Source organism: Pseudomonas sp. KH_040 (assembly GCF_057839305.1).
Window position 1 is genome coordinate 5303961 of sequence record NZ_CM174487.1, and the last position, 12690, is coordinate 5316650.

Annotated in this window: 11 protein-coding genes; 4 read left to right on the forward strand and 7 right to left on the reverse strand. The window is 58.9% G+C overall.

Annotated elements, in window-relative coordinates:
- Window positions 1-4: 4 nt before the first annotated feature.
- The 3 genes from AC3IUF_RS23570 to AC3IUF_RS23580 all read left to right on the forward strand — a co-directional run bounded on the left by AC3IUF_RS23570 (window position 5) and on the right by AC3IUF_RS23580 (window position 5475).
- Window positions 5-1105, forward strand: a complete 1101-nt coding sequence (locus AC3IUF_RS23570) for a DUF1513 domain-containing protein (RefSeq protein ID WP_489279444.1) — start codon at window positions 5-7, stop codon at window positions 1103-1105.
- A 181-nt stretch (window positions 1106-1286) separates the two neighbouring features.
- Complete coding sequence (locus AC3IUF_RS23575) at window positions 1287-2435, forward strand: efflux RND transporter periplasmic adaptor subunit (protein ID WP_007916593.1); 1149 nt, start codon at window positions 1287-1289, stop codon at window positions 2433-2435.
- Window positions 2436-2448: 13 nt separating this feature from the next.
- Window positions 2449-5475 carry a multidrug efflux RND transporter permease subunit gene (locus AC3IUF_RS23580; RefSeq protein WP_489279446.1) on the forward strand — a complete coding sequence of 1009 codons (3027 nt, stop codon included), beginning with the start codon at window positions 2449-2451 and terminating at the stop codon, window positions 5473-5475.
- A 135-nt stretch (window positions 5476-5610) separates the two neighbouring features.
- Here the strand turns inward: AC3IUF_RS23580 and AC3IUF_RS23585 are convergent, their stop codons facing one another.
- The 5 genes from AC3IUF_RS23585 to colR all read right to left on the reverse strand — a co-directional run bounded on the left by AC3IUF_RS23585 (window position 5611) and on the right by colR (window position 9337).
- Window positions 5611-5838, reverse strand: a complete 228-nt coding sequence (locus tag AC3IUF_RS23585) for a hypothetical protein (RefSeq protein WP_034153490.1) — start codon at window positions 5836-5838, stop codon at window positions 5611-5613.
- 2 nt (window positions 5839-5840) lie between these two features.
- The gene (locus AC3IUF_RS23590) at window positions 5841-6557 is read right to left on the reverse strand and encodes a lipopolysaccharide kinase InaA family protein (RefSeq protein WP_007916599.1); all 717 of its coding nucleotides are present in this window, start codon (window positions 6555-6557) and stop codon (window positions 5841-5843) included.
- A gap of 4 nt (window positions 6558-6561) precedes the next feature.
- Complete coding sequence (locus tag AC3IUF_RS23595) at window positions 6562-7230, reverse strand: class I SAM-dependent methyltransferase (RefSeq protein WP_007916600.1); 669 nt, start codon at window positions 7228-7230, stop codon at window positions 6562-6564.
- A 161-nt stretch (window positions 7231-7391) separates the two neighbouring features.
- Window positions 7392-8666 carry a sensor histidine kinase gene (locus AC3IUF_RS23600; protein WP_007916602.1) on the reverse strand — a complete coding sequence of 425 codons (1275 nt, stop codon included), beginning with the start codon at window positions 8664-8666 and terminating at the stop codon, window positions 7392-7394.
- Complete coding sequence (gene colR / locus AC3IUF_RS23605) at window positions 8666-9337, reverse strand: two-component system response regulator ColR (RefSeq protein ID WP_007916604.1); 672 nt, start codon at window positions 9335-9337, stop codon at window positions 8666-8668. Before colR ends, AC3IUF_RS23600 begins: the two co-directional genes overlap by 1 nt.
- A gap of 220 nt (window positions 9338-9557) precedes the next feature.
- On the opposite strand from colR, the gene AC3IUF_RS23610 reads away from it, so the two are divergent.
- Complete coding sequence (locus AC3IUF_RS23610) at window positions 9558-10301, forward strand: phosphatase PAP2 family protein (RefSeq protein ID WP_007916607.1); 744 nt, start codon at window positions 9558-9560, stop codon at window positions 10299-10301.
- Between the two features lie 196 nt (window positions 10302-10497).
- Here the strand turns inward: AC3IUF_RS23610 and groL are convergent, their stop codons facing one another.
- Window positions 10498-12144, reverse strand: coding sequence for a chaperonin GroEL (groL, locus tag AC3IUF_RS23615; RefSeq protein ID WP_489279449.1), 1647 nt, complete (start codon window positions 12142-12144; stop codon window positions 10498-10500).
- 50 nt (window positions 12145-12194) lie between these two features.
- On the reverse strand, window positions 12195-12488 hold the full coding sequence (locus AC3IUF_RS23620; RefSeq protein WP_007916610.1) for a co-chaperone GroES: 294 nt from the start codon (window positions 12486-12488) through the stop codon (window positions 12195-12197).
- Window positions 12489-12690 lie beyond the last annotated feature (202 nt).

Consider the following 12690-nt stretch of genomic DNA (forward strand, 5'->3'; position numbering starts at 1 on the left):
TGCCATGCTGCGACGTCAGGTTCTGACTTTAGCTAGTACGCTGCTGGGAGCAGTGACGCTGGGCGGCTGGACGCTGTTCAAACGCAAGGATCAGAGCCCGCTGTTGCTGTCGGCGCGCGACGACACCGACGGCAAGCACTACGCCGTCGGCTATCGGCTGGATGGCACGCGCGTATTCGCCACCGAAGTCGGCCAGCGTTGCCACGACATCATCAACCACCCGACGCAGCCGATTGCGCTGTTTGTCGCCCGTCGTCCGGGCACCGAGAGCTATCTGATCGACCTGCGCGACGGTAAATTGCTGCAGACGGTGACCTCGCAGCCGAACCGGCACTTCTACGGCCACGCTGTGGTGCACAAGGACGGCGAATACCTGTACGCCACCGAGAACGACACCACCGATCCCGGTCGCGGCTTGCTGGGCGTGTACAAGTTCGAAGGCGAGCGACTGGTGCACACGGGGGAGATTTCTACCCATGGCCTCGGCCCGCATCAGGTGTCGTGGATGCCCGACGGCGAGACGCTGGTGGTGGCCAATGGCGGGATTCGTACCGAGGCGGAAAGCCGCGTCGACATGAACCTCAACGCCATGGAGCCGAGCCTGGTGCTGATGCAGCGCGATGGCACCCTGCTGAGCAAGGAAACCCTCGCCCACCAGATGAACAGCGTGCGCCATCTGGGCATCGCCAGCGACGGCACCATCGTTGCCGGTCAGCAATTCATGGGCGCGTCGCATGAGCGTTCGGAACTGTTGGCGATCAAGCGGCCGGGGCAGCCGTTCGTGGCGTTCCCGGTGCCAGAGCATCAGTTGCAATCGATGGGGCATTACACCGCCAGCGTCGCAGTGCACAGTGATTTGCGTCTGGTTGCGTTGACGGCGCCGCGTGGCAACCGCTTCTTTATCTGGGATCTGGACAGCGGCGAAGTACGCCTTGATGCACCATTGCCCGATTGCGCCGGTGTCGGTGCGGTGAAGGACGGTTTTGTCGTGACCTCCGGGCAAGGGCGTTGCCGTTACTACGATTGCCGCCAGGATGAGCTGTTGGCCAAGCCGCTGGAATTGCCGGCGGGGCTCTGGGACAACCATCTTCATCTGATGGCCTGAAACAGCCTTAACAGATCGCAGCCTGCGGCAGCTCCTACATTTGGAATGCACTCCTCTGTAGGAGCCGCCGCAGGCTGCGATCTTTTTGCCCCCCCCTGTAAGAACTGCCAGTTGGAATCCCCCCTGTACTCGGAGTAATGTGCCCGCCTGTCTCACCTGATTTATCCAAGGAACTGGAAATATGCTGCGTCGCCGCATGCTGATCATGTTGGGTGTTGTTTTGCTGATCGTCCTGGTGCTGGGCGGGTATAAAGCCTTTTCGATCTACACGATGATCCAGGGCTTTTCCAAGCCGAAACCGCCGATCAGCGTCGCCGTGGCCAACGCCAGCGAGCAGCCGTGGCAGCTGCGCCTGCCGACCGTCGGCACGCTGAAGGCGCTGCAAGGTGTCGAGCTGAGTCTGGAAGTCGCCGGCACCGTCACCGAACTCAAGTTTGAATCCGGACAGAAGGTCAAGGCCGGACAGCCGTTGCTGCAACTCGACAGCGCCGTTGAAACCGCCCTGCTGGAAACCGCCAAGGCTGATCTCGGTCTGGCGCAACTGGACTTCGGCCGTGGCGCGCAACTGGTCGACAGTCGCGCCATCTCCAAAGGCGAGTACGACCGCCTTTCCGCCGTTCTGCAAAAGAACAAGGCCACGGTCAATCAGCTCAACGCCTCGCTGGCAAAAAAACGCATCCTCGCGCCGTTCAGCGGCACCATCGGCATCCGTCAGGTCGACGTCGGCGACTACCTCGCCAGCGGCACCAAAATTGCGACGTTGCAGGATTTGAGCAGCCTCTACGCCGACTTCTATCTGCCCGAGCAATCGGTGCCGAAACTGGCCATCGGTCAACCGGTGCAGATCTCGGTCTCTGCTTACCCGGGGCAAAACTTCGCCGGCAAGATCAGCGCGATCAACCCGATCGTCGAAAGCACTACGCGCAACATTCTGATCCGCGCCACTTTGGCCAACCCCGACGGCAAACTGCTGCCGGGGATGTTTACCAGCCTCGAAGTGCTGCTGCCCGATCCGCAAAAACATATCGTGGTGCCGGAAAGTGCGATCACTTACACCCTCTACGGCAACTCGATCTACGTGGTCGGGCAGAAGAAAGCCGAGGACGGTAGTGTCGAAAAGGATGACAAGGGTCAACCGGTGCTGATCGCCGAACGCCGCTTCATCGAAACCGGTGAGCGCCGCGATGGCCTGGTGATGATCAACAAGGGCGTGCAGAGCGGCGAACAAGTGGTGACGGCTGGCCAGATCAAACTGGACAACGGTGCCCACATCGCCATCAGCGACGACAAGACCCTCGGCGAGCAGAACAGTCCGCCCCGCGCCGACTGATCAAGGAATTCCCATGGCTTTTACCGATCCGTTCATCCGCCGCCCGGTGCTCGCCACTGTGGTCAGCCTGTTGATTGTGTTGCTCGGCTTTCAGGCCTGGAGCAAGCTGCCGCTGCGCCAATACCCGCAAATGGAAAACGCCCTGATCACGGTGACCACCGCTTACCCCGGGGCCAACGCCGAAACCATTCAGGGCTACATCACGCAGCCAATGCAGCAAAGTCTGGCCAGCGCCGAGGGCATCGATTACATGACCTCGGTCAGTCGGCAGAACTTCTCGGTAATCTCGATCTACGCGCGCATCGGCTCCAACACCGACCGTTTGTTCACCGAACTGCTGGCCAAGGCCAACGAGGTGAAAAACAAGTTGCCGCAGGACGCCGAAGACCCGGTGCTGAGCAAGGAATCCGCCGACGCTTCGGCGCTGATGTACATCAGCTTCTTCAGCAAGGACTTGAGCAACCCGCAGATCACCGACTACCTGTCACGGGTGATCCAGCCAAAACTGGCAACCCTGCCGGGTATGGCCGAAGCGGAAATTCTCGGCAATCAGGTGTTCGCCATGCGCCTGTGGCTCGACCCGGTAAAACTCGCCGGTTTCGGCCTCAGCGCCAGCGATGTGACCAACGCCGTGCGCCAGTACAACTTCCTCTCCGCTGCCGGCGAAGTGAAAGGCGAATACGTGGTCACCAGCATCAACGCCAATACCGAGCTGAAATCGGCCGAGGCTTTTGCGGCGATTCCGCTCAAGGTCAGTGGCGACAGCCGCGTGCTGCTCAGCGATGTCGCGCGGGTGGAAATGGGCGCGGAAAACTACGACTCGATCAGCTCGTTCGGCGGCACGCCGTCGGTGTACATCGGCATCAAAGCCACACCGGGCGCCAACCCGCTGGACGTGATCAAGGAAGTGCGCAAGCTGATGCCGGAGCTGGAAGCGCAACTGCCGCCAAACCTGAAAAGCGAGATCGCTTACGACGCCACGCTGTTCATTCAGGCCTCGATCGATGAAGTAGTGAAAACCCTGTTCGAAGCGGTGCTGATCGTCATCGTTGTGGTGTTCCTGTTCCTCGGCGCATTGCGTTCGGTAGTGATCCCGGTGGTGACCATTCCGCTGTCGATGATCGGCGTGATGTTCTTCATGCAGATGATGGGCTACTCGATGAACCTGCTGACGCTGCTGGCGATGGTGCTGGCCATCGGTCTGGTGGTCGACGATGCGATTGTCGTCGTGGAGAACATCCACCGGCACATCGAGGAAGGCAAGACGCCGTTTGATGCGGCGCTGGAAGGCGCGCGGGAAATTGCCATGCCGGTGGTGTCGATGACCATCACCCTGGCGGCGGTGTATGCGCCGATCGGTTTTCTCACCGGGCTGACCGGGGCGCTGTTCAAGGAGTTTGCGCTGACCTTGGCCGGTGCGGTGGTGATTTCCGGGATCGTCGCCCTGACTCTGTCACCGATGATGTGCGCGTTTTTGCTGCGCCACGAGGAAAACCCCAGTGGTCTGGCGCATCGCCTCGACCGTATCTTCGACGGCCTCAAGCGCCGCTACCAGAGCATGTTGCACGGCACGCTGAACACGCGCCCTGTGGTGTTGGTATTCGCGGTGATCGTGTTGTGCCTGATCCCGGTGTTCCTCAAGTTCACCAAATCGGAACTGGCCCCGGACGAAGATCAGGGCATCATTTTCATGATGGCCACTGCGCCACAGCCGACCAACCTTGATTACCTGAGCACCTACACCGACGAATTCATCAAAATCTTCAAGGAATTCCCCGAGTACTACTCCTCGTTCCAGATCAACGGCTACAACGGTGTGCAGGCCGGCATCGGCGGTTTCCTGCTTAAGCCGTGGAACGAGCGCAGCCGCACGCAAATGCAGATCCTCCCGGAGGTGCAGGGCAAACTCGAAGGCATCCCGGGCTTGCAGATCTTCGGTTTCAACCTGCCCTCCCTGCCCGGCACCGGCGAAGGCTTGCCGTTCGAGTTTGTAGTCAACACCGCCAACGACTACGAACTACTGTTGCAGGTCGCCGACCGGATCAAGAAACGCGCCATGGAATCGGGCAAGTTCGCCTTCGTCGACCTCGATCTGGCGTTCGACAAACCTGAAGTGGTTGTCGATATCGACCGCGCCAAAGCGGCGCAGATGGGCGTGTCGATGCAGGACCTCGGTGGCACCCTCGCCACCCTGCTGGGCGAGGCAGAAATCAACCGTTTCACCATTGATGGGCGCAGCTACAAGGTGATTGCTCAGGTTGAACGGCCGTACCGCGATAACCCGGACTGGCTGAACAACTACTACGTGAAAAACACTCAGGGCGAGTTGCTGCCACTGTCGACGCTGATCAAGGTCAGCGACCGCGCCCGACCGCGCCAGCTCAACCAGTTCCAGCAGCTCAACGCGGCGAAGATTTCCGGTTTCCCGCTGGTGAGCATGGGCGAAGCCATCGACACGGTCTTGCAGATCGCTCGCGAAGAAGCGCCGGCCGGGTTCGCCTTCGACTATGGCGGCGCGTCACGTCAGTTCGTCCAGGAAGGCAGCGCGTTGTGGGTAACGTTCGCCTTGGCGCTGGCGATTATCTTTCTGGTGCTGGCGGCGCAATTCGAAAGCTTCCGCGATCCGCTGGTGATTCTGGTGACAGTGCCATTGTCGATCTGCGGGGCGCTGATTCCGCTGTTCCTCGGCTGGTCGAGCATGAACATCTACACCCAGGTCGGGCTGGTGACGCTGATCGGGCTGATCAGCAAGCACGGCATCCTGATCGTCGAGTTCGCCAACCAGTTGAGCAAGGACAAGGGCCTGACGGCGCGCGAAGCCGTTGAGGAAGCGGCGGCGATTCGCTTGCGGCCGGTGTTGATGACCACGGCGGCGATGGTGTTTGGCATGGTGCCGCTGATTCTGGCCACGGGCGCCGGTGCGGTGAGCCGTTTTGATATCGGCATGGTGATTGCCACGGGAATGTCGATTGGTACGTTGTTTACGCTGTTTGTCCTGCCGTGCGTTTACACCTTGCTGGCGAAACCCGATAAGCCTTGAAAGCAAAAGATCGCAGCCTTCGGCAGCTCCTACACCGATCCATGTAGGAGCTGCCGAAGGCTGCGATCTTTTGATCTTGCCTGCATAAAAAAAGGCCTCGCAACTGCGAGGCCTTTTATGTGGGCTTCAATCGGTTCAACTTTGCGGCCTCATCCCTTGAGAAAGTCCGAACATGAACAACAACAGATCATGATCGGGTTTGGTCGCCACGGAGGCTTTTGCCACCCGTGGGACTGCGCAGTGGGCGTCGTCTACGGACGCGCCAACCACCTGCATGCGGGGCTGCTCCCAGGCAGCCACCGCCAATGACGCAACTGCCAAGGCTCCAACCAAAAACAAACCTCGTGCAATTTCTAGTTTCATCGCTATAAACCTTTGATAGCGCTGCCAAACGCCGTCTCATAAAAGTAGACGAGTTTTTTCCAGTCCGCGTCGCGGAACGACGAATGGCGGCGCAATTGCTTCATGTCATGGGAGGCGGCGCGATAGGCGGTCAGACGCTGGCGGCATTTCTCCAGATCGATCAAAGCGACCTCGACCTTGGCCGACTCGCCTTCGCCCGTCACACGCACAAACACGTGTTTGATGTAGATGCAGCTGTGCTGCCAACGGCCCTTGTGCATACGCGCCAGATTCTCGGCGAGGTCCTTGAGCACACGCTCGTAAACCACATCGCCACACTGATCGCGACCGCCGGCAGCCGCCAGCCAGTGTTCCAGTTCCTGGAAACCGTCCAGGGACTTGGTGACCAAAAGTGCACGCCACTTGTGTTGCGGATCAGGCTGGGCACCGCAAAAGACGATCTCGGGCACGCGCACACCGAGCTTGCTCACGCCAGTCAGCGCGTCAAGTTCACGCAGAACAGTAGGACGGCCGAAAGGGTGCAGCCAGCTGCGGTAGATATGACCGGTCTGGCGCTTGGCATACAGCAGTTGACCATCGCGCCCCACGACCCTTTGCACACCACTTTCCCCGCCACGTCGAACATTGGGCTCTTCCACCCACTCGCCGCGCTGGTTCCAGTAAAAGTCAAAGCGATCTTGCGGAGCGACATCCGTTTCTGCTGCAAATTGCACTGCCATCCTGTTACCTCTTGCGTAATACGTAAACCCGCCACATGGCGTAGAGCGGAATAAAGTCCAGTTGTTCCTGAATCCGAAAACCTGCCTCCTCGAATTCCTTTTCCACCGTAGCGGCCGGTAACACAAAGCGATTCTGATACTCGCGTTTGTCACGGTTGCGCTCGGCTCGCTGGCGTTTCCAGGCTTTGAAGTTGCCATCAACCCACAGCGAAACGATCACACTGTCGCGGGTGACGCGCTCGAATTCGCGCAGAATCGCCCGGCGATGCTCGGCTTCACCGATGTGGTGGAGCAGACGCATGCAGAAAATGCTGTCGACGGCGTTGTCAGGCAAGGCAATGTCGAAGGCAGATGTGTGCAAGGGTTGTACCCGTTTCACCACATCGGCCGGTTGCGACTGCATGGCCGTCTTGATCATCGACTCGGAATTGTCCGCACCGATAATCACCCGGTTGGCCTTTTCGCCCAACAAGGGCCAGAAACGCCCGGCACCGCAAGGCAGATCCAGCACCAGCCCTGGCTCGCCAACCAGCGCCAGCGCCTTGCGGGCCATCTGTTCGTCACGCCAATGGGAGAGACGCCGTCCAAGACTTTCTTTGTGCTTGCGCAGATATTTCTGCGCGTGTTGATCGTCGTACTTCTCGGAAAAATCGAGTTTGATCGGACCGGACATCACCTGGACTCCTGAATTGCTGATGTCACCACCTTAAGGAGCGGCGTGTCAGCGTCAGGTCATCCATTTGTGAAAAAAATGTCCGGTAAACAGACAAATTATTACAGCGTTATACAGGATTTAGACAGGAAGGAGGGAGTAGCATTGAGCCACTCCGTGCGTCAGATTTTGCCCAGATCTACCTCGAAGCGGCAGCCATTGGGTTCCATCGTGCTCAAGCTGACGGTCCAGCCCTGGTTCTCGCAGATCCGCTGCACCAGCGACAATCCCAGCCCCAGGCCTTCGCCACGCTTTTCGCTGCCACGTACGAAAGGCTCGAACATGGCTTCGCGCTTTTCTTCCGGAATGCCGACACCGGAGTCTTCCACCGCGAAGCCGTTGGCAGTGAGTGTCAGGCGAATGAAGCCGCTTTCGGTGTAATGCAGCGCGTTGCGCAACAGGTTGCCCATCACGGCATTCAACAGGGTCGCGTTGTAGCGAATGTCTGATGGACTGCCAGGTTCGAAGATCAGTTTCAGGCCCTTGCTCTCGATCGGCCCGCGCCACAGACACAACAGGCCTTCGGCCACTTGCGAGAGGTTTTGCTGAAGTGCCATGCCGGCATCTTCATGCTGGGCGCGCGCCAGCATCAGGAAGGTTTGCACCAATTCGCGCATTTCTTCACTGGCGCGGGCAATTCGCTCGACCTGTGAACGACCACGCTGGTCGATCCCCGGGTTTTCCAGCAGCAGTTCGCAGGAACTGGCCAATACCATAAGCGGCGTGCGCAATTCATGGCTGACGTCGCTGGTGAACAAGCGTTCGCGTGTCAGCGCCTGACGCAAACGCCCCAATGTGGCATCGAAGGCCACCGCCAGCTCGCCGACTTCGTCTGCCGCGTAATCCGGCGCCAACGGCGGCGCCAACCCGAGTAACTGGTCACGGTGACGCACCTGCCGGGCCAGTCGGACCACCGGCGCCATCACCTTGCGCGCCAGCACCCAGCCGAGGAACACCGCCAGTGCCAGGCTGAGCACAAAACCCACCAGGACCACGGCAAACAGCACGCGCTCGCGCTCTTCAAAATCGCTTTGATCTTGCAGCAAGACGTAACGGCGACCGTCGACGATCTCGACCATCGCGTGATACGACAGCTGCTCGCGGAAGACTTCATGGAAACCCGAATCGAGGTGGCGCAGGTCCTTGGGCAGCTCGAAATCGCCCGGTCCGCCACTGAAATAGAACAACTGGTCGGGTTCCGGGCGATGGCTCCAGTCCGAAACATTGTCCATCAGCAGCAGACGCTGCAAGTCGCCGCCCAGCCCCGCCGAAATCAGTTTTTCTTCCACCAGGTGCACGGTCGCGACAATGCCCATTGCGAAGGCGCCGGCCACCAGTGCACTCATCAAGGCAAAAGCAATGATGATCCGCTGGGAAAGACTTTGCCTGAACTCCATTACACGTCGGCCAGCCGGTAACCCACGCCGTGCACAGTGTGCAGCAGTGGTTTGGCAAAAGGTTTATCGATCACCTGACGCAGTTGGTGAACGTGACTGCGCAGGCTGTCGCTGTCCGGGCAATCATCGCCCCACAGCGCTTCTTCGAGAATTTCCCGACGCAGGACGTGCGGGCTCTTCTGCATCAACACCGCGAGCAATTTGAGGCCGACCGGGTTGAGCTTCAGCAGTTTGCCGTCGCGGGTCACTTCCAGCGTGTCGAGGTCGTAGCTCAGATCGGCGACCTGCAGCGCACGGCGACCACCACCTTGCGCACGGCGCATCACCGCTTCGACCCGCGCAGCCAGCTCGGACAAGGCAAATGGCTTGATCAGGTAATCGTCGGCCCCGGCCTTGAAACCCTGCAAGCGGTCGTCGAGTTGATCGCGGGCGGTGAGCATGATCACCGGTGTGTCCCGACGGGCGTCCTCACGCAGGCGTTTGCACAGAGTGTAACCATCGATGCCGGGCAACATGATGTCGAGCACGATCAGGTCGTAATGCTCGGTGGCGGCCAGATGCAGGCCCGACAGACCGTCCTGGGCGCAATCGACGGTATAGCCCTTGAGGCCCAGATAATCGGCCAGATTGGCCAGGATGTCGCGGTTGTCTTCGACCAATAGAATTCGCATGGGCACCTCCTCCGTACGGGGTAACGGCCGTCTTGGCCCGCGCAGCTTACGGCCAAGTGTGGCTCACGGCTAGGCGTGCGTTGGGTTGTTGCGCGAGAAAAACGTTCATTGTTCCAGCCAACGTTTTTTTCACTTTCGATTAACAAATCAGCGACGCATAGACGCGCAGACTCCGCGCGGTTGCGCTCCTCAGATCCTACTTACACCCAAGGAATTGCCCATGGTGTCGACTTCTGCCCGCCCCGTTTCCAGACCGCTGAACTTCTGGCTTTGCCTGGGAATACCCACCGTCGCGGCAATCATTCTGGTGTTGCTCGAACTGACCGATCTGGACATGGATCTGGCCAGACTGTTCTACGACCCGGTCGCAGGCGACTTTATCGGGCGCCACAGTTTTTTCCTTGAAGACATCCTCCATGATCGTGCCAAACAGGTGGTCATTGCGTTCTCGGTGTTGGCCATCCTCGGCTTTATCGGCTCGTTTTTTCTCGCCAGGCTGAAACCGTTCAAGCGTGAACTGGGTTGCCTGGTACTTTCGCTGGGCCTGGCGACATCGTTCGTCACTCCGGTCAAAGCCGTGACTGCCGTGCAGTGCCCGTGGAGCCTGGAGCAATTCGGTGGCCATGAAACCTATAGCAAGTTGATGGAGCATCGCCCACAGACCGACAAGCCCGGGCGCTGCTGGCCCGGTGGTCATGCAGCAACGGGCTTCACCTTGTTTGCGCTGTTCTTTGTCCTGCGTGATCGCCGTCCGCGTCTGGCCAGACAGGCGTTTATCTTTGCCTTCGCATTGGGGTCGGTGTTTTCCATCAGCCGGATGATGCAGGGCGCGCACTTCTTTTCGCACAACGTGTGGACGGCGATTTTCTGCTGGCTGATTTGTCTGGGATCTTATTATTGGGTGCTGTATCGCCCGGCGGTGAAAGCCGAGGCCGTGGTCGAGGCGCAACCGGTCAGCGCCTGATCTGACGCCATCGCTGGCAAGCCAGCTCCCACAGGGTTGGTGCCGAGCACACATTTTGTGAACGCTCGAATCACTGTGGGAGCTGGCTTGCCAGCGATGAACGATTACTCGGACTTGCGCCAACACTAAATCAAAGGCAATAAAAAACCCCGCTGACTCGCGTCAGCGGGGTTTTGCGTTACGGGGTAAGGCTGGCTTACATCATGCCGCCCATGCCACCCATGCCGCCCATGTCTGGCATACCGCCGCCAGCAGCGCCGTCTTTCTTCGGCGCGTCAGCTACTGCCGCTTCGGTGGTCAGGATCAGACCGCCGATCGACGATGCAGCTTGCAGAGCGGAACGAGTCACCTTGGTTGGGTCCAGGATGCCCATTTCGATCATGTCGCCGTATTCGCCAGTTGCAGCGTTGTAACCGAAGTTACCTTTGCCGTTCTTGACTTCGTTGACCACAACGCTTGGCTCGTCGCCGCTGTTGGCAGCGATCTGACGCAGCGGAGCTTCAACAGCGCGGCGCAGAACAGCGATACCGACGTCCTGATCAGCGTTGTCGCCTTTCAGGTCAACCAGGGTTTGCAGAGCACGGATCAGCGCAACGCCACCGCCAGGTACCACGCCTTCTTCAACGGCTGCACGAGTTGCGTGCAGGGCGTCTTCAACGCGGGCCTTCTTCTCTTTCATTTCTACTTCGGAACCAGCGCCAACCTTGATCACTGCAACGCCGCCGGACAGCTTGGCCAGACGCTCTTGCAGTTTTTCACGGTCGTAGTCCGAGGAAGTTTCAGCAGCCTGGGCACGGATCTGAGTGATACGCGCCTGGATGTCAGCTTCTAAGCCAGCACCGTCAACGATGATGGTGTTTTCCTTGGAGATGGTCACACGCTTGGCGCTACCGAGGTTTTCCAGGGTAGCGGCTTCCAGGCTCAGGCCGATCTCTTCGGAGATAACGGTACCGCCGGTCAGAACAGCGATGTCCTGCAGCATGGCCTTGCGACGGTCGCCGAAGCCTGGCGCCTTGACGGCTGCGACTTTAACGATGCCACGCATGTTGTTCACAACCAGAGTCGCCAGGGCTTCGCCTTCAACGTCTTCGGAAACGATCAGCAGTGGACGGCCGGCTTTGGCAACGGCTTCCAGCACTGGCAGCATTTCGCGGATGTTCGAGATCTTTTTGTCGACCAGCAGGATCAGCGGGCTGTCCAGCTCGGCAACCATGGTCTCTGGCTTGTTGACGAAGTACGGGGACAGGTAGCCACGGTCGAACTGCATGCCTTCTACAACCGACAGTTCGTTTTCCAGGCCAGTGCCTTCTTCAACGGTGATCACGCCTTCTTTGCCGACTTTTTCCATGGCTTCGGCAATGATGTCGCCGATGGAGCTGTCGGAGTTGGCGGAGATGGTGCCGACCTGAGCGATGGCCTTGGTGTCAGCGCATGGCTTGGACAGGTTCTTCAGCTCTTTGACGATCGCGATGGTCGCTTTGTCGATACCACGCTTCAGGTCCATCGGGTTCATGCCGGCAGCGACGGCTTTCAGGCCTTCGTTGACGATCGACTGAGCCAGAACGGTAGCGGTAGTAGTACCGTCACCAGCGTCATCGTTGGCACGGGAGGCAACGTCTTTGACCAGCTGCGCGCCCATGTTTTCGAAGCGATCTTCGAGTTCGATTTCTTTGGCGACGGAAACGCCGTCCTTGGTGATGGTCGGAGCGCCGAAGCTCTTCTCGATGATCACGTTACGGCCTTTCGGGCCCAGGGTCGCTTTTACTGCGTCAGCCAGGACGTTGACGCCCTTGAGCATTTTTTTACGGGCGGAATCGCCAAACAGAACTTCTTTAGCAGCCATGATCGATATTCCTTAAATACTTTGTAGTAGCGGGAAAATGAACGGGGGTATCAGCCTTCGATAACAGCGAGGATTTCGTTCTCGCTCATTACCAACAGGTCTTCGCCGTCGACTTTCACAGTGTTGCTGCCGGAGTAAGGACCGAACACAACCTTGTCGCCTTCCTTCACGGACAGTGCGCGCACTTCGCCGTTTTCCAGAGCTTTGCCCGGGCCTACAGCGAGAATCACACCGTGGTTGGCTTTTTCAGCAGCCGAACCTGGCAGGACGATACCGCCAGCGGTTTTCTTTTCTTCTTCGCTGCGACGGATTACGACGCGGTCATGCAGAGGACGAAGCTTCATTGTCGATCTCTCCTAATTGTGGTTTTCATCGGCCGGTGTAGTCCCGGCGGGTTTAACAAATCCGGCCTTCGCCGGTTGCGCCTCGTCGAGCGAGACGCGGAAGACTGACTGGCGCAAATGCCAGAAACCTTTCGGTGACCGATACATAAGGGCGCATAAGCTTATTACAAGGGCGCGGCTAAAAATTTTTCACCGATATGTT

Excerpts from the sequence above, each read along its gene's own strand:
- AC3IUF_RS23575 (WP_007916593.1), top strand. The coding sequence starts at position 1,287 with ATGCTGCGTCGCCGCATGCTGATCATGTTGGGTGTTGTTTTGCTGATC.
- AC3IUF_RS23585 (WP_034153490.1), bottom strand. The coding sequence starts at position 5,838 with ATGAAACTAGAAATTGCACGAGGTTTGTTTTTGGTTGGAGCCTTGGCA.
- AC3IUF_RS23620 (WP_007916610.1), bottom strand. The coding sequence starts at position 12,488 with ATGAAGCTTCGTCCTCTGCATGACCGCGTCGTAATCCGTCGCAGCGAA.
- AC3IUF_RS23580 (WP_489279446.1), top strand. The coding sequence starts at position 2,449 with ATGGCTTTTACCGATCCGTTCATCCGCCGCCCGGTGCTCGCCACTGTG.
- groL (WP_489279449.1), bottom strand. The coding sequence starts at position 12,144 with ATGGCTGCTAAAGAAGTTCTGTTTGGCGATTCCGCCCGTAAAAAAATG.
- AC3IUF_RS23600 (WP_007916602.1), bottom strand. The coding sequence starts at position 8,666 with ATGGAGTTCAGGCAAAGTCTTTCCCAGCGGATCATCATTGCTTTTGCC.
- AC3IUF_RS23610 (WP_007916607.1), top strand. The coding sequence starts at position 9,558 with ATGGTGTCGACTTCTGCCCGCCCCGTTTCCAGACCGCTGAACTTCTGG.
- colR (WP_007916604.1), bottom strand. The coding sequence starts at position 9,337 with ATGCGAATTCTATTGGTCGAAGACAACCGCGACATCCTGGCCAATCTG.
- AC3IUF_RS23595 (WP_007916600.1), bottom strand. The coding sequence starts at position 7,230 with ATGTCCGGTCCGATCAAACTCGATTTTTCCGAGAAGTACGACGATCAA.
- AC3IUF_RS23590 (WP_007916599.1), bottom strand. The coding sequence starts at position 6,557 with ATGGCAGTGCAATTTGCAGCAGAAACGGATGTCGCTCCGCAAGATCGC.
- AC3IUF_RS23570 (WP_489279444.1), top strand. The coding sequence starts at position 5 with ATGCTGCGACGTCAGGTTCTGACTTTAGCTAGTACGCTGCTGGGAGCA.